The 16,057-nt window shown below is 70.6% G+C and carries 13 protein-coding genes; 6 read left to right on the top strand and 7 right to left on the bottom strand.

Translation table 11 applies throughout. The features are described 5' to 3' along the window. Nucleotides 1–112: 112 nt before the first annotated feature. The 3 genes from ASE20_RS22910 to ASE20_RS22900 form a co-directional block, all read right to left on the bottom strand. On the bottom strand, nt 113–1,048 hold the full coding sequence (locus tag ASE20_RS22910; RefSeq protein ID WP_157538309.1) for a type IV toxin-antitoxin system AbiEi family antitoxin domain-containing protein: 936 nt from the start codon (nt 1,046–1,048) through the stop codon (nt 113–115). 194 nt (nt 1,049–1,242) lie between these two features. Continuing rightward, a complete protein-coding gene (locus tag ASE20_RS22905) occupies nt 1,243–2,016 on the bottom strand; it encodes an SDR family oxidoreductase (protein ID WP_056896874.1) in 774 nt (257 codons plus the stop codon). Continuing rightward, nucleotides 2,013–2,648 (bottom strand): TetR family transcriptional regulator, encoded by a 636-nt coding sequence (locus tag ASE20_RS22900; RefSeq protein WP_056896873.1) that lies wholly within the window; start codon nt 2,646–2,648, stop codon nt 2,013–2,015. Before ASE20_RS22900 ends, ASE20_RS22905 begins: the two co-directional genes overlap by 4 nt. 146 nt (nt 2,649–2,794) lie before the next feature. On the opposite strand from ASE20_RS22900, the gene ASE20_RS22895 reads away from it, so the two are divergent. The 3 genes from ASE20_RS22895 to ASE20_RS22885 are packed head-to-tail and all read left to right on the top strand — an operon-like array spanning nt 2,795 to nt 5,023. Further along, nucleotides 2,795–3,928, top strand: coding sequence for a Rieske 2Fe-2S domain-containing protein (locus ASE20_RS22895; protein ID WP_056896872.1), 1,134 nt, complete (start codon nt 2,795–2,797; stop codon nt 3,926–3,928). Beyond that, on the top strand, nt 3,925–4,236 hold the full coding sequence (locus tag ASE20_RS22890) for a hypothetical protein (RefSeq protein ID WP_200952918.1): 312 nt from the start codon (nt 3,925–3,927) through the stop codon (nt 4,234–4,236). The genes ASE20_RS22895 and ASE20_RS22890 overlap by 4 nt, the downstream gene beginning before the upstream one ends. After that, on the top strand, nt 4,229–5,023 hold the full coding sequence (locus ASE20_RS22885) for an SDR family NAD(P)-dependent oxidoreductase (RefSeq protein WP_056896871.1): 795 nt from the start codon (nt 4,229–4,231) through the stop codon (nt 5,021–5,023). Before ASE20_RS22890 ends, ASE20_RS22885 begins: the two co-directional genes overlap by 8 nt. A 111-nt stretch (nt 5,024–5,134) precedes the next feature. Here ASE20_RS22885 and ASE20_RS22880 read toward each other — a convergent pair whose 3' ends face one another. Then, complete coding sequence (locus ASE20_RS22880) at nt 5,135–5,959, bottom strand: IclR family transcriptional regulator (RefSeq protein ID WP_056896870.1); 825 nt, start codon at nt 5,957–5,959, stop codon at nt 5,135–5,137. 178 nt (nt 5,960–6,137) lie between these two features. Between ASE20_RS22880 and ASE20_RS22875 the strand changes: the two genes are divergently transcribed. Together ASE20_RS22875 and ASE20_RS22870 are read left to right on the top strand one after the other, a co-directional pair. Continuing rightward, entirely contained in the window at nt 6,138–7,010 is an 873-nt protein-coding gene (locus ASE20_RS22875) for an LLM class F420-dependent oxidoreductase (protein WP_056896869.1), read from the top strand. After that, complete coding sequence (locus tag ASE20_RS22870; protein WP_056896868.1) at nt 7,007–7,465, top strand: nuclear transport factor 2 family protein; 459 nt, start codon at nt 7,007–7,009, stop codon at nt 7,463–7,465. Before ASE20_RS22875 ends, ASE20_RS22870 begins: the two co-directional genes overlap by 4 nt. 64 nt (nt 7,466–7,529) lie before the next feature. On the opposite strand, the gene ASE20_RS22865 is transcribed toward ASE20_RS22870, so the two are convergent. Together ASE20_RS22865 and ASE20_RS22860 are read right to left on the bottom strand one after the other, a co-directional pair. After that, entirely contained in the window at nt 7,530–7,997 is a 468-nt protein-coding gene (locus ASE20_RS22865) for a nuclear transport factor 2 family protein (RefSeq protein ID WP_056896867.1), read from the bottom strand. Between the two features lie 104 nt (nt 7,998–8,101). Continuing rightward, nucleotides 8,102–14,887, bottom strand: a complete 6,786-nt coding sequence (locus ASE20_RS22860) for a choice-of-anchor P family protein (protein WP_162260964.1) — start codon at nt 14,885–14,887, stop codon at nt 8,102–8,104. Between the two features lie 180 nt (nt 14,888–15,067). Between ASE20_RS22860 and ASE20_RS22855 the strand changes: the two genes are divergently transcribed. Beyond that, nucleotides 15,068–15,646, top strand: a complete 579-nt coding sequence (locus tag ASE20_RS22855; RefSeq protein ID WP_225868935.1) for a hypothetical protein — start codon at nt 15,068–15,070, stop codon at nt 15,644–15,646. A gap of 33 nt (nt 15,647–15,679) precedes the next feature. Here the strand turns inward: ASE20_RS22855 and ASE20_RS22850 are convergent. Beyond that, nucleotides 15,680–16,057, bottom strand: a 378-nt coding sequence (locus tag ASE20_RS22850; RefSeq protein WP_162261574.1) for an HNH endonuclease signature motif containing protein, incomplete at its 5' end; no start/stop codon positions are given.

Genomic DNA, 16,057 nt, shown 5'->3' with positions numbered 1-16,057 from the left:
CCGCCACCGACCCGCACTCCCCGGCCGAACCTGACCCACACATCAGTCAGAAGCATCGAAGTTCGTCGTCCAAGCATGAGTTTTGTCGTCCCAGTTCGATGACGCACCTCGGTCAGGCGGCGAGCTTCATCGCGCGGAGGATGCGGGCGACAGTTGCCTCGGGGTGTGCGAGATCAGCCCAGGTGATGCGGATGACGGTCCATCCGGTCAGTTCCCGCAACAGATCTTCGCGCTGCTTCTCCCTGATCACCATCTGCTCGATCGTCTCGCCGGCCCGGCGATAACGGTGGTACTTGACCATCCCGTCGAACTCCAGCAGTAGACCCAGCTCAGGCCACGCGAAGTCGACGCGCCCTGCGAGCCGGCCGCTGGGGTGTCGAACCTCGAACTGGGGGGTCGGTGCCGGAAGACCGTGCGCTCGGCACATCAGCCTCACGCGCGTCTCACCCACCGACTCGGCCTTGCCGTCGACCAACGCGAGAACCCGATGAAGGCCGAGCGAGCCCGGCCAGTCGACCATCCGGGCGTGGGTCTGCAGCAGGTCGTACAACGTTGCGAGCCCGGTCTGCAGGTACCAGTCGACCACTGCGACGCCGGACTCCTGACTGACCAGGCAAGCCGTGTCGAGCGCCGACCGCGCTGGCGACGTGATCCAGCCATGGCCGTCGCGAGTGACATCGCCGACGATGCAAGCTCCACGGTGATGAACGACCTTGCCAACCGAGCGCTCCCCCTTGCCCCACAGGTGGGTGAGGTGCACGCGCGACAGGTCGAGCCCCCACGTCGGCCCACCTTGCTCGACACAAGCGCTGATGTGGGACGCCGCGACATCGTCGCCGTACAGCATCCTGACACCCTCGAGGAGAAGTCGATGGCGCTCGAGCGCATCGGACGACTCCCACACCGCAGCTAGTACGTAGACGCCCTGGCGCATCCGAACGAGGAACGACGAATCGACTGCGCGCTTGAGCGCGTTGTCGTCGGCGCCCGCACGGATGGCGTCACGACGGAGCAAGATCCCACTGCCATTCACGAGATATTCGATCATGACCTCAGGCTCGAGCGACCCCACGTGTGGAAGCGAGGTCGAGCGCAACGCCTGTGGGCTGGTACGCCGCCGAACCTGGTTGTGGAGGCGCAGCGGACATCTCTGTGATCGCTTGGACGACGAAACTCATGCTTGGACGACGAAGCTTCCTCGTCCAAGCATGAGTTTCACCGGCCGGCCGGTGAAACTCCCTTTCAGACGGTGAGCGCCTCGGCGCCGCCGTCGACGAAGACGACCTGGCCGGCCATGTGGGTGTTCTCGGGGGCGAGCAGCCACAGGAGGGCGTGGGCGATCGCCTCGGGTGGGGCGTAGCCGTTGAGGGGCATGGGGACGGCGGCGTCCATGACCGCCTTCCACTGCGGGTCGGAGACGAGCTCCTCCGTCATGGGCGTCAGTACGACGCCGGGCGCGATCGCGTTGACCGCGATGCCCGCGGCCGCGAACTCCTCCGACACAGCGGTACGACGCAGCCAGCGGTTCAGCGCGGCCTTCGTGGATGCGTAGATCTCGTGCGGCCGGCCGGCCGCGACGGCGGCCTCCGCCGCGGCGAGCGCGTCGGGCTCGGATCCGGCGAGGCAGGCGTCGACGACGGCGGCGTCGGCCGGCTGGGTCGAGGAGATCGAGCTGACCAGTGCCACCCGCGGGGCGGCGGAGCGGGCGAGGAGCGGGCGCAGGCCGGTGACGAGGTCGACGGTGCCGAAGTAGTTGACGCTCACCTGCCGGGCACCGGCGCGGCTGAGGCCGGCGCAGGTGACCAGGCCGTCCAGCACTCCGTCGCCCACGAGCGTGGCGACGCCGGCCACCGCGTCCGCACGGCCCGACGGCGACGACAGGTCCGCGCACACGTCGGCCGAACGCAGGTCGACGCTGATGACGCGGTCGCCGCGGGAACGCAGCAGCTCGGCCGTGGTGGCGCCGATCCCGGAGGCCGCGCCGGTGACCACGATCGTGCGGGGTGTGCCGTTCACGAGCCCGCCTCCTCGTCGTACCGGGGGCCGAGGAGGAGCTTCGTCGCGAGCCGGATGTCGGCGTCGGCCTGGTCGATGGTGATCACGCCGTTGAGGACCGAGACGAGCACGCCGTACCAGGTCTGCTCGGTGATCCGGACCATCCGGAAGTCCTCGTCGGCGGGCTCCTCGACACCGAGGGCCCGCAGCAGGACGCCGTGGAAGGCGGCGTTGGCCTCGGTGTACTCGCGACCGCCCTGCAGCTGCGCGGCATTGTTGGCCTGCAGCATCGCCATCGCCAGCTGCGGGCGGGCGAGCATGCCACGCCCCGCCCCGATGAGTACGTCGGCCACGGCCGCCGCCCGCTCGCCGGCCGGGGCGGACGGGACCACGCCGTCGCCGTCGCCGGCGTCGCTGAGCCGCTGGATCTGGCTGTGCAGCACGCCGACGAAGAGGTCGGTCTTCGAGGGGAAGTAGCGGTAGAGCGTGGCGATCGCGACGCCGGCCTCCTTGGCCACGTCGTTCATCTGCATCCGCTCGAGGCCGTGCTCGGCACCGAGCTTGCTGGCGGCACGCAGGATCCGGCGGTAGCGGTCCTTCTGCTCCGCGGAGGTGGGCTCGGCGGGCTGCCGGGCCTCGGCGATACGCGGCACGCTGTCTCTCCTGCTCTCACGACATCGCCCGGCACCGCCGGGCGCTTCCCCATCCTGCGGGTACCCGGTCGCCGGAGCCCTTGCAGGCTACCGCTGAGTGGGACCGCGAACGGCGGCCAACCCGCGGACCGTCACACACTCGGGCCATGACGAGCAACGACCAGGTCCGGAGGATCGAGGTGGACGCGGGCCCGCGACGGTTCGCGCGCGGCTGGCACTGCCTCGGCCTGGCCCGCGACCTCGCGGACGGGAAGCCCCACCAGATCAACGCGTTCGGCCAGAAGCTGGTCGTCTTCTCCGGCGAGGACGGGCAGCTCAACGTCCTCGATGCCTACTGCCGCCACATGGGCGGCGACCTGTCGCAGGGCGAGGTCAAGGGCAACGAGATCGCCTGTCCGTTCCACGACTGGCGCTGGGGCGGGGACGGCCGCTGCAAGCAGATCCCGTACGCGCGGCGCGTCCCGCTCCGCGCCCGTACGGCGGCGTGGCCGACGATGGTCCAGGACGGCATGGTCTTCGTCTGGAACGATCCCGAGGGCAACCCGCCGCCGGCCGACGTGACGATCCCCCGCATCCCGCAGGTCGAGGACGACCGCTGGACCGACTGGATCTGGTACGAGACGGTCATCGAGGGCGCCAACTGCCGCGAGATCGTCGACAACGTCGTGGACATGGCGCACTTCTTCTACATCCACTACTCGTTCCCGACGTACTTCAAGAACGTCTTCGAGGGCACCAGCGCCTACCAGTACATGAACGGCGACGGCCGAGAGGACGTCCGCCCGCCACGGCCGTCGAAGAGCAACCCGGCCGTGCTCGGCACGACGAGCGTGGCGGCGTACCACGGGCCGAGCTTCATGATCGACGAGGTGACCTACCACTACGAGGACCTCGACGTGGACACGATCCTGATCAACTGCCACTACCCCGTCGACGAGAACTCCTTCGTGCTCCAGTACGGGATCATCGTGGAGAAGAAGGACGGGATCTCCGACGAGGAGGCCGACCTGATGGCGACGAAGACCGGCGCGTTCATCAAGTACGGCTTCGAGCAGGACGTCGCGATCTGGAAGAACAAGGCGCGTATCGACAACCCGCTGCTCTGCGAGGAGGACGGGCCGGTCTACCAGCTGCGGCGGTGGTACCAGCAGTTCTACGTCGACGCGGCCGACGTGAGCGCCGAGATGACCGACCGGTTCGAGTTCGAGATCGACACCACGCGGCCCAACGAGGCCTGGCGGGCCGAGGTCGAGCAGAACCTCGCGGCGCGCCGGTCGTGAACGCGGTGCGGCCCGACGTGCGGCTCGAGGCCGCACCGATGCAGCCCGTCGCGTGCACGACGTGCGAGGCCGAGGTGCTCGCCCGAAAGAGCAGCTGGGACCAGTCGACCCTGCAGTGGGACGCCACCGCCCTCGAACGGTGCATCGAGCGCCGTACGACGCCCGCACGCTCGGAGCGCCCCAACCGCAACGCCTTCGCGGGTTGTGCGGCGCTGCGCGCGTCGATCCGCGAGGCTGCGGTGCGGGGCGAGCTGGACGTGCAGTCGGACGATCCCCTCAGGACCAACCCGGAGGCCATCCATGACTGATCTCGACCGCTACGGCCCGTGGGCCGTGATCGCCGGTGGCTCCGAGGGGGTCGGCGCGGAATTCGCCCGAGAACTGGCGGTTTCCGGCATCAATCTCGTCCTGGTCGCACGCAAGCCCGGCCCGCTGGAGGAGACAGCACAACGGATGCGGGAGCTCGGGGTCGAGGTGCGCACCGTCGCGACCGACCTCACCTCCCCCGCCGCGACCGGCGAGATCACCGCCGCCACCGCCGACGTCGAGGTCGGCCTGTTGGTCTACAACGCCGGCGCCAACACGCATGGCCGCGCGTTCACCCGCGGCACCCTCGACGGCTTCGGCTCGGTCATCGACCTGAACATCACCGCGATGCTCGCCCTGGTGCACCACTACGCCGTCCCGCTGCGCGATCGTGGTCGCGGTGGCATCCTCCTCGTGGGTTCGCTCGCCGGGTACGTCGGCACCTCCACCGAGGGCGTGTACGGCGGCGTGAAGGCCTTTGGCCGGATCTTCGCCGAAGGCCTGTGGGCCGAGCTGCGCGAGCACGGCGTCGACGTCCTCGAGCTGGTCCTCGGCGTGACCCGGACCCCCGCCATGGAGCGCGCCGGGCTGAACTTCGACGTCCCCGGCCTGCATGTCTCCGAGCCGGCCGACGTCGCGCGTGAGGGACTCGCCGCGCTGCCGAACGGACCGGTGCACGTGGTCTCCGGCAACGAGAAGGTCGTCGAGATGCGGTCGACCGCGGACCGGGCTCGGCTGGTCGCCGGCACCGAGAAGGTCATGCGGATGCTGGTCCCGCACGACTCCTGACTGACGCCCTGGACGAGAAAACTCACGCTTGGACGACGAAGCTTCATCGTCCAGGCGTGAGTTTCGTCGTCCAAGCGCGGGAGTTTCACCGGCCGGCCGGTGAAACTCCCATCAATCCACGACGTGGAGCCGGCGCGACTGCGGGTCGACGTCGGGGAACAGGTCCTCGGCGATCCGGCGGGTGGCGTCGACGACGAGCGGGGCCACGCGCTCGAGCGCCGTACCGGCGCCGGCGACGATGGAGATCGCGCCGATCGGGCCGCGGGGGCCGCGGATCGCGGCGGCGACGCAGGCGATCTCGGGAAAGCACTCGCCGCGCTCGAGGGCGAGGCCGCTGCGGAAGCGGATCCGGGCGAGCTCGCCGTGGAGGGCGTCGAGGCCGGAGATGCTGGCGGCGGTGCGCGGGCGCAGCTCGTCGCCGACCAGCACGTCGACGTGCTCGGGCTCGAGCCACGCGAGCATCGCCTTGCCGAGGCCGGTGCAGTGGGCGGGCGCGAAGCCGCCGACGCGCGAGGGGACGGTGGCGGCGAACCGGCCACCGAGCTTGTCGAGGTAGTGCACCCGTGAGCCCTCGAGGACGCCGAGGTGGATGACGGCGCCGGTGCGCAGCAGCAGGTCGTGGAGGTACGGCGACGCGGCCGACCTCAGCTCGGCGTGGTCGGCCGTGCCGCCGCCGAGTCCCAGCGAGCGGCGGCCCAGTCCGTAGCCGAAGGAGGCGTGCTCGAGCCACTCGAGGCGGACCAGCTGGTCGAGGATCCGGTGCGCGGTGGAGCGCGGGAGGCCCGTCGTGCGGGCGATCTCCTCGAGCGTCAGCCAGGTGTCACGCTCGCCGAAGAGGTCGAGGATGAGCGTCATCCGCTCGACCATCGACGGTGGCAGCTCACGCGTCGCCGTACCGGTCCGGACCTCTTCCTGCTCCATCGTCAGCAACGACATGGCGACCTCCCCGGATCAAAACTGAAATGAATTCTAGTGACGACCGTAACACCGGTCCCGGACGAGCGGAAGCCATTTCTGAAATGAATTCTACTTCCGGTCAGCGGGACCGAAACCGACCGTGGGGGGCCGCCGGCGGCTTGGATGGAGGCCCGGTCCGCGACAGCGAGGAGCACCCATGCGCGTCGGCATCACCAGCCCGATCGTCACCGCCCTGCCCGGCTTCTTCGACGACTGGGAGCGCACGGCGGGGCCGGCCGATCTGGTCGCGATCGCCGAGGCGGCCGACCGCCTGGGCCTCGACCACCTGACCTGCTCCGAGCACGTCGCCGTGCCCACGGAGATCGCCGCGCAGCGCGGCGGGACCTACTGGGACCCGCTGGCGACGCTGAGCCACCTGGCCGCGCGCACGCACCGGATCCGGCTGGTCACGCAGGTCCTGGTCCTCGGCTACCACCACCCGCTCGCCATCGCGAAGCGCTACGGCACCCTCGACCTGCTCAGCGGCGGTCGGCTGGTGCTCGGCCTGGGGGTCGGCTCGATCGAGGAGGAGTTCGAGCTCCTCGGTGCCGAGTACGCCGGCCGCGGGGCCGTCGCCGACGACGCGCTGCCGGCACTGCGGGCCGCGTTGTCCACCCCCACCCCCGTGTACGACGGCCCGCGGTTCCCGTTCGGCGACGTGGTCGTCGAGCCGCACGCCGTGCAGGCCCGGGTGCCGTTCTGGATCGGCGGCTACACGCCACGCAGCCTGCGCCGCGCCCGCGAGCACGGTGACGGCTGGGTGCCCTTCGGCCTCCCCCACGACAGGCTGCGCGCGATGCTCGACCAGGCGCCGCTGCCCGACGGCTTCGAGGTCGTCCTCGGTGCGGGTCGGCCGGTCGACCCGCTCGGCGACCCGGACCGGACCCGCCGCGCGCTCGACCGCACCCTCGCCGCCGGCGCGACCGTTGTGAACGTGCACATCACCGCCACCTCGGCGGACCACTACGTCGACCAGCTCGCCGCGCTGGCGGACCTGGCCGGCCTCGGGACGCAGGAGGCGCAGCAGTGAGCATCGAGGAGCGCCTGCAGCGCCTGGAGGACGTCCAGGCGATCACGCAGCTGATCGCGTCGTACGGTCCCCTGGTCGACGCCGGCGAGGCCGAGCGGGTCGCGGACCTGTGGACCGAGGACGGCGTCTACGACGTCGACGAGATCTTCATGGGGAGCCGAGCCGAGGTCGAGGCGATGGTCCGCTCGGACGCCCACCAAGGCCTGATCGGCAACGGCAGCAGCCACTTCCTCGGCCCGGCCCACGTCACGGTCGACGGCGACCGTGCCGTCGCCGTCTGCGAGTCGGTCCTGCTCGTGCGCCACCACGGCAAGGTGTTCCCGGCCCGGATCGGCGCGAACCACTTCGAGCTGGTCCGCACCGACGGCGGCTGGCGGACGACGCGACGCACCACCCGCGGCCTCGACGGCAGCGCCGACGCCCGCGAGCTCCTCGCGCGGACGGGCGTCCTGTGATCGGCCGCCTGCACGGCCGGGTCGCCGTCGTCACCGGCGCGGCCGACGGCATCGGAGCCGGCACTCAGAAGCGCGAGCGCACCTCGGGCCCGGCGACCTTCACGGCGCCGGGCTCGTCGAGGTTCCAGGTCATCTCGAAGGTCCGCCGGTAGCCGGTGCGGAGGATCCGCCAGCCCTCCGTCGTCCGGACGTAGGTGTCGCCGTAGATCGCACCGCCCTCGAGGGCGAAGCGGTGGGCATCGACGACGACCTTGTCGTGGAGGTACCAGGTCGCGGTGGCACGGTCCGGGTCCTCGGGGTCGAGGTCGATCTCGGGGTGGTGGGCCTGGTGCATCGTGAGCACGCCCTCCCCCATGTTCCTGCGCATGTAGGCGACGAGGGAGACCGGGTCGTCGAACACGAGGCCGTTGTAGTCGGCGGTCGCGTCGCCGGCGAAGCACTCGGCGAAGTCGTCCCACTGCTTGGTGTCGAGGCAGCGGAGGTAGCGGTACTTCAACCGGGTGATCGCGGCGATGTCGTCGTGGGCGGTCATGGCGCGACCGTACGACGCAACGAGTCCCGCCGGTCGGCATCATGCCGCTCGGCGGGACTCGTCCGAGGACGCAGCCGGGGACGGGGCTGCGGCTCAGCGAAGGATCATCCGAAGGAGGAGTCGGCGTGGGCCTCGCCCACGACCAGCTCCACGCCCGGGGTGAGCCCCAGCAGGTTGTTGGCGAGGGTGACCACGACCCGCACCGCGCGCACCGTGATGCCGCTGTGGGGCGTCCCGGCACACGAGTGGCTGGCCGCGCCGCCCCCGTCGCAGAACTGCTCGTTGAGGACGATGAACCCGATGCCGGGCAGGGCCAGCGTCGTGTTGGGCGCAGGTGTCCCCTGGATCGGGATGACCCCGAGCAGGTTCAGGCCGACGAGCGTCGTACCGGTGTCGGTGGACGTCGATCCGGTCGGCCCGGCGTTGGACCTGGCCTCGGACCTGATCACCGTGGCACTGACGACGCAGGTCACCCCGGTCCTCAGCACGCACACCGGGCGGGTGCCGTCGCCGGCGATCTCCGCCCAACTGCGGGCCGTGCTGCCCGACGAGTTCAGCGAGCCGGTGCTGGCGCTGTCGGCGACCTGCGCACCCACGATGTTGGCGTTGTTCGGCAGCGCCACCCCCGCGATGTGCTCCGTCTCCGCTCCGCCGAGCGGCGCGATCTGCGTGTAGCCCAGGGTCAGGTCGGCGAGCAGCGGACCGGTGAAGAGGCGCGCGTTGAAGGCGTGCCCACTCACGGAACGGTTCGGCTGGTTGCCGCACAGCGGGGTCTGCAGGAACTCGCTGTGCGCCGTCGCCGACGCCACCTTGATCTCCACGGCCTGGACCCCGAGCAGCAGCCCGGTGATCTTGACGTGGATCATCGTGACGCCCTGGTCGGCGTAGTACTTGCCCTGCTTCAGGCCCGTCGCGGACGTGCGCTCGTTGATCGCGACGTAGCTGTTCTTGCCGAACACCGCCGCGTTGAGCGGGATCGTCGTCGTCTGGTCGAGGTTGACCGGGGTGTCGAGGCCCAGCACCTTCAGGCTCTGGATCGCCGAGCCGGTCGAGCTGGCCGTGGCGTAGCCGCCGTTGGCCGTGGTCGAGGCGACCGCTCGTACCGTGCCTGTCTCCACCGTGCAGACCCCGGCGACCGGGACCAGGCAGACGCCCGCGACCTCGGCGGTCGTAGTCTGCCGCGCCTCGGCAGGAGCGGCCGTCACGGTGCTGGCGCTCGTCGTGGTGAGGACGCCGGCCGAGAGGACCGATCCGTTCGCCGGCAGCTTGAGCGCGAGCACCGAGTCGCTGTCGGTGGTCGGACCACCGACGCCGGACTGGCTGCTCACCGCGTTGCTGAAGTCGGCGGTCACCTTGTCGCGGACGATCGCCTGCAGCAGGCCGGTGATCAGCGTCAGCAGGCCCGAGGACCTCACCTCCAGGCCGATGGCCTCACCGTTCGCCTTGCCGCTGCTCGGGTCGGCCTGCGGGGTGACGTTGTCGGACACCTGGTTGGAGCTGACCTGGACGGTCGGCGTGACCTGCATCCTCGCCTGGTTCGGGACGGTGCAGAGCGCATTGTTGGTCACCTTGACCACGAGCGTCACCGATCCCGTGCCGCCGCGCGGCGCGATGGTGCCGACCTGCCAGGTGGCCGTCGCCGGCGAGCCGCCGACCGAGCAGCCACCGGTGCAGGAGACGAACCCGGTGCCGGCCGGCAGTGCGTCGGTCAGGACGGTGCCGTTGGCCTCGGCCGCGCCGTTGTTGGTCCAGGTGAGCGTGTAGGTCAGCACCTGGTCGCCGTTGGGCCGTACGTCGACCGACGACGCCTTCGTCAGCACGACGTCCGGACGAGCCGTGATGCATGCGGTGACCTCGGCGTGGCCGCCACCGGTGATCACCACGCTGTTGCCGACCGGGTAGGCATCGCCCGGGCAGCCCCCGCCGCCGGCGGCGCCGGTGAAGGAGTTCGGCATCGTGGCGGTGTAGGTGAAGACCTGGGTCGCACCGGGCTGGATCGAGCCCGTCGTGCAGCTCAGCTTGCCGTCGGCCTTCGTGCAGCCGTCGGGCGTGCTCGGCGAGAGCCGGTCGTCGAAGTCGTCGGTGAAGGACGTGCTGCCAGCCACGGAGCCGGTGTTGCCCACCGTGATCGTGTAGGTGACCGTCTCGCCCGGGTCGGGCGTCTGGTCACTCACGGTCTTGGTGACGCCGAGCTTCGGCGCGGCGGGGACGCAGACCGTGCGGGAGGCGACCTCGTTGCCACCGATCCGGACCTTGTTGACCACGCCGTACTCGCCGGGGCCACACGGCGCCACACCGGAGTCGCCGCTGTAGGTCGCCGGCAGCTTCGCGTCGTACTCGAAGGTCTTCGACGCGCCCGCCGCCAGGACGCCGGTCGCACAGACCAGCGTGCCGCCGGTCTTGTCACAGCCCGCCGGGACGCTCGGGTCGAGGCGGTTGTCGTAGTCGTCGACGATGGTGGTCGAGCCCGAGGCGGTGCCGTTGTTCGTCACCGTGATCGTGTAGCGCACGGTCTGGCCCGGGTCGGCCAGCGCGTCGTCGACGGCCTTGGTGACGCTGAACGCCGGCGCCGCACCCACGCAGACCACGGTCCGCGCCTGGGTGCCGTTGGCGAGCGTCGCGGTGTTGCGGACCGGGTACGCCGGCGGGTTGCACGCCGTGGCGTCCGGGTCCCCGGTGTAGGTGGCCGGCACCGTGGCGGTGTAGCGGAACTCGGCGCTCGCACCCGCGGCGAGGACGCCGGTCGTGCAGTCGAGGTGGTGCCCGGCGACCAGTGCGCAGCCGTCCGGAGCGCCACCGATGGTGGCCTCCGCGTCGTCGGTGAAGGTCGTGGAACCCGCCGCGGTGCCGGTGTTGCGCACCGTGATGACGTAGTCCACGGAACCGCCCGGCGAGGCCACCGGGCTGCTCGCGGTCTTGGTGACGGTGAAGGCCGGAGCGGCCGCGACGCACACGGTCACCGCGTCGCTGTCACCCGTCACCTGCACGGAGTTGACGACCGCGAAGCTGCCGTTCGGGCAGCTGCCCGTGGCCGCTCCGGCGGCGAAGCTCGCCGGCATCAGGACCGTGTAGGTGAACGTCTGCGACTGGCCGGGGTCCAGGACCGCCGTCGGGCAGCGGAACTGCTCGTCGCCGCCGACGGTCGTCGGTGCGCAGTCGTTGCCGGCCGGGACAGACGTGGCGGTGGGCGGGTCGAGCCGGTCGTCGAAGTTGTCGACCGCCTGGGTGCTGCCCGGCGCCGTACCGGTGTTCTTGACCTTGATCGTGTAGGTCACCGCACCGCCGGCGTCGACGCGGGTCGAGCTCGCCGTCTTGGTCACGTCGAAGGCGGGAGCGGCCGGGACGCAGACGTCGACGGCGTCGGCCGCCGTCGTGCCGGTGACGGTCACGCTGTTGGCGACCTGGAACTCGCCCGGCTGGCAGGTGCCCGTGCCCGGCGTACCGGTGAAGGACGTCGGGAGCACCGCCGTGTAGACGAACGACTCACTGCCGCCGGCCGCGATCGTTCCGGTGGTGCAGGTGAGCTTGCCGCTCGCCTTGGTGCAGCCCGTCGGCTGGGTCGGGTCGAGGCGGTTGTCGTAGTCGTCGACGACCGTGGTGGAGCCCGCCGCGTCGCCGTTGTTGGTCACCTTGATCGTGTACTCGACCGTGTCGCCCGGATCCACGTGGCCGTCGGTCTTCACGGTCTTGTCGACCACGAAGTCCGGCTTGGCGGCCACGCAGAGCACGACGGCGTCGGTGGCGTTGTTGGCCAGGGTCACGTCGTTGCGGATCCGGTAGGTCCCCGCGGCGCAGGTGCCGTCACCGCCCGACCCGCTGAAGGTCGAGGGGATCGTCGCCGTGTAGGTGAAGGTCTGCTGGCCCAGCGACGAGATGGTGCCCGTCGTGCAGGAGAAGGTCCCCGCCGACGGCGAGCAGTTGTTGCCGGCCGGCAGCGACACCGCCGTGCTGGGCGAGAGGCGGTTGTCGTAGTCGTCGACGAAGGTCGTCGAGCCTGCTGCCGTGCCGTTGTTGGTCACCTTGATCGTGTAGGTCACGGTGTCGCCCGGCTTCGGCGAGGTCTTGTCGACGGACTTGGCGACGAGGAAGGACGGCGCCGCGGTCACGCACACGTCGACCGCTGCCGGGGTGGTGCTGCCGGTGAGCGTCGCACTGTTGGCGACCCGGTAGGTGCCCGGGGCGCACGTGCCGCCGCCCGTCGCTCCGGCGTACGCCGGCGGCAGGGTCACGCTGTAGGTGAACACCTGCTGCGAGCCGGCCGGGATCACGCCGGTGCTGCAGGACAGGGTCCGGTTGCTGCCGCTGGTGATCGAGCAGGAGCCGGTGCTCGGGGCGATCACGATGCCGGCCGGGGTGACCCGGTCGTCGAAGTCGTCGACGAAGCCCGTCGTACCGGCGGCCGTGCCGGTGTTCTTGACCGTGATCGTGTAGGTGACCACCTGGCCCGGCACACCGGTCGCGTCATCCACCGACTTGTTGATCGCGTACGCCGGCGAAGCGGCGACGCACAGCCGTGCGCCCGCGCTGGGGCCGGACGCCAGCGTGGCCGTGTTGGCGATCGGGTACGTGCCGCTGGCGCAACCGTCCGTGCCGGACGTCGGGCCGAAGGTCGCCGGGACGACGCCGGTGTAGGTGAAGGTCACCTGACCACCGGCTGCGACGGTGCCGGTCTGGCAGGTGAAGGTGCCGGCCGCCGTACCGGTTCCGACGGTGCAGCTGGCGCCCGCCGGCAGCGTGATGCCCATCCGGTCGTCGTAGTCGTCGGTGAAGCTGGTCGAGCCCGCAGCGGCACCGGTGTTCTTGACGACGACGGTGTAGGTCACCGTGCCACCCGGCACCGGCGTCGCGTTGTCCACGCTCTTGGCGATGGTGAAGTTGGCCAGGGCCCCGACGCAGACGGTGACGCTGCTCGTGGCCTGGTTGGCCAGGACCACCGAGTTCGGCAGCGGGTACGCGCCCGTCGGGCAGCCGCCGGTCCCCGAGCCTGCGCTGAAGCTGCTCGGCATGGTGGCGGTGTAGACGAACTTCTGCTGGCCGCCGGCCGGGATCGTGCCCGTCGTGCAGTCGAACAGCTTGTTGCCGCCCGGCGCGGTCGCCGTGCAGTCGTTGCCGGTCGGCGACGACGTGGCGGTGCTGGGCGAGAGCCGGTCGTCGAAGTCGTCCTTCCACGACGTCGAGCCAGCGGCGTTGCCGGTGTTCTCGACCACGATCGTGTAGGTGATCGACTGTCCCGGGTCGGCCGTCACGTCGTCGGCGGTCTTGGTGACCTTGAAGGTCGGCGCCGCGAGCACGCACATCGTCACCGTGGACGAGGCGCCGCCGGTGCCCGACAGCGTCGCCGTGTTGCCGACGGGGTACCGCCCGGCACCACAGCCACCGGTGCCGGGGACGCCGCTGAAGGTGGCGGGCATGGTCGCGGTGTAGGTGAAGGTCTGGCTCTCACCGGCCGCGAGGACCTTGGTGGTGCAGGTGAAGACCCTGTCCCCCGACGTGGTCGGGACGCAGTTGTTGCCCGCCGGGTTCGAGGTCGCGGTGCTCGGCGAGAGCCGGTCGTCGAAGTTGTCGGTGAAGCCGGTCGAGCCGGCCGCGGTCCCGGTGTTCTTGACGGTGACGGTGTAGGTCACCGGCGCACCGGCGTTCACGGTGGTCGACGGGACGGCCTTGGTGATCGTGAACTGGGACGCCGCGCTCACGCAGACCGTGGCCGACGCGCTGCCGGCTCCCGCCGCCAAGGTGGCGGTGTTCTTGACCGCGTAGCGGCCCGCGGCACAGCCGTCGGTGCCGGACGCCCCGGTGAAGGAGTCCGGCATGTTCGCCGTGTAGGTGAAGGTCTGCTGACCGCCCGCGGGAATGCTCATCGTGGTGCAGCTGAGGACCTTGTTGCCCGAGACGGTGGCCGGGCTGCAGCTGCCGGCCGAGCTCGGGTTCAGCGTGACCGCAGACGGCGTGATGCTGTCGGCGAAGTCGTCGGTGAAGGTCGTCGAACCGGCCAGTCCGCCGGTGTTCTTGACGGTGATCGTGTAGGTCACCTGCTGGCCGGTGGTGGCGGTCGTGGTGCTCGCCGTCTTGGTGATCGCGAAGGCCGCCGGAGCCAGCGGGGCGGTCGATCCGGCCTGGATGCTGTTCGCCGTGGCACCGATGGTCGTGTTGTCGATCTTGTCGAGCTTGAACGCGTACGGGCCGCCGGAGACACTGCTGGCGCCGAGGTTCTCACCCCACGCACGCTCGTGCGTGTTCGGGCCGCCGACCGCCAGGTGGCCGCCGAACAGCAGCACCGCGGTGCTGGCGGTTCCAGGGGTGGGGTTGCGGAACGAGACGCTCACGCTGACCAGGTCGTCACCGGCTGCCGGCGAGGAGTGGGGGCCGACCGTGTCGCCCACCAGGACGCCGCCGTACATCGTCCACTGGCGGTCGGCGTCGGGCAGGTCGTGGTTCTTCGGCATCTGCGAGATCCCCGCGGCGGAGGGCGGGACGTTGGTGCTGTCCTCGGCCATCAGCCACGTCGAGGGGGTGCCGGCACAGAGGCCGGCGGCCAGGCCCTGACAGGGATTCCCTCCGGTCACCGTCTTGTTCCAGGTCCCGAGTGAGTCGTACGCGTGCACGCTGCCCTTGCGGTCCTGGAAGTTGAAGTACAGCGTGTGCACTGCGCTGTCCGCCGGGATCGTGATGACCGCGCGCTGCGGCACCACGTCGTCCTCGCGGTAGTGCGAATTGCTGCCCTGGATCGAGCCGTTCGTCCAGTTGGTGCACACGACTGACGTACCGCTGCCGTTGGTGCACTGGGAGAACGAGCTGACGGACGCATCGGCTGCGAGAGCCGGAGAAGTCGTGGCGACGGTCAACCCCGCCGCTGCCATTGCACTGACGAGGAGAAAACGCAGGCCACGCATGTGAAAAGCCCCCATGACTCGGTTGTGCGGCCACCCGAGTGCCCATGCCCAGCGAGGGAGACGCCGAGCAACGGGTCCCCCCACAGGACCCGGCTCGACCCTAGGACGCACCACGCTCCTTGGTGAGACCTCTCATTCAGGCATTGCCAACCCGACGGGGCCGTGTTATGGCTTCGGCCCGTGAAGCGAACTCCCCCATGGCCGGCCCTGTGGCCCGCCCTCGTCCTCGCCCTGACCGTCGGACAGCTGGCCGTCGCGACCTTCGTCCCCGGCATCGACCAGTTCGAGGGGAAGGCGTTCGGCGCCCGCCTGGTGGCCTACCCGGTGATGATGCTGGTGGTGCCGGCCGTGTGGTGGCTGCACGCGCGTCGTACCGGATCGGGTGGGGCGGTCCCGTGGGGCGCCTTCGCGCTGGTGATGCTGCCGTTCCTGATCGACGTGACCGGCAACAGCCTCGACCTCTACGACGCCGTCGTGTGGTGGGACGACGCCAACCACTACGCCAACTGGGCGCTGCTCTGCGGCGGCATCGGCCTGCTCCTCGCCGATCACCTCGGCCCGCCATGGGTGGTCGTGGTCGCGGTGACCGGCATCGGCGCCGTGCTCGCCATCGGCTGGGAGCTCGGCGAGTGGTTCACGTTCATCCGGCAGGGCACGGAGCTCGACACGGCGTACGAGGACACGCTCGGCGACGAGGTCCTCGGCACGCTCGGAGCGTTCACCTCGGCGGTCCTGATGGGCTGGCGGGCGCGCCGCTGACCCCGCCGCTGGACGGGGTGCGGGGCTGGGTCGCTATCGGTCGGGGGTGACGGTGAAGGTCAGGCCGGTCGGGCTCGTCCACTGGTAGTGGCCGGGGCTGGTGACCTCGTAGTCCCAGGCGGAGTGCGTCTTGGCCCTGTGATGGCGCCGGCAGAGGGGGACGAGGTTGCACGGACACGTCGGCCCGCCCTTGTTGTGCGGGGTGGCGTGGTCGAGGTCGCACCTGGCTGCTGGCCGGGTGCAGTGGGGGAACCTGCAGGTGTGGTCGCGGAGCTCGACCCGCCGCCGGTGACGGTCGGGGATCTCGTAGGCGGTCACGGGGATGCAGTCGGCCAGGTCGATCACCGGCCGGACGACGACGCTCGTGCCGGGGGCTTGGAGCCACTCCTTGATCTGCTCGGCACTGACCGA

The organism is Nocardioides sp. Root240, assembly GCF_001428825.1.
GTDB lineage: Bacteria > Actinomycetota > Actinomycetes > Propionibacteriales > Nocardioidaceae > Nocardioides.
This window is presented reverse-complemented; position numbering and strand designations above follow the sequence as displayed.

Bases quoted from the DNA above. Each gene is read 5' to 3' on its own strand.
- ASE20_RS22910 (WP_157538309.1), bottom strand. From the start codon at position 1,048: ATGATCGAATATCTCGTGAATGGCAGTGGGATCTTGCTCCGTCGTGAC.
- ASE20_RS22895 (WP_056896872.1), top strand. From the start codon at position 2,795: ATGACGAGCAACGACCAGGTCCGGAGGATCGAGGTGGACGCGGGCCCG.
- ASE20_RS22885 (WP_056896871.1), top strand. From the start codon at position 4,229: ATGACTGATCTCGACCGCTACGGCCCGTGGGCCGTGATCGCCGGTGGC.
- ASE20_RS22880 (WP_056896870.1), bottom strand. From the start codon at position 5,959: ATGTCGTTGCTGACGATGGAGCAGGAAGAGGTCCGGACCGGTACGGCG.
- ASE20_RS22875 (WP_056896869.1), top strand. From the start codon at position 6,138: ATGCGCGTCGGCATCACCAGCCCGATCGTCACCGCCCTGCCCGGCTTC.
- ASE20_RS22865 (WP_056896867.1), bottom strand. From the start codon at position 7,997: ATGACCGCCCACGACGACATCGCCGCGATCACCCGGTTGAAGTACCGC.
- ASE20_RS22860 (WP_162260964.1), bottom strand. From the start codon at position 14,887: ATGCGTGGCCTGCGTTTTCTCCTCGTCAGTGCAATGGCAGCGGCGGGG.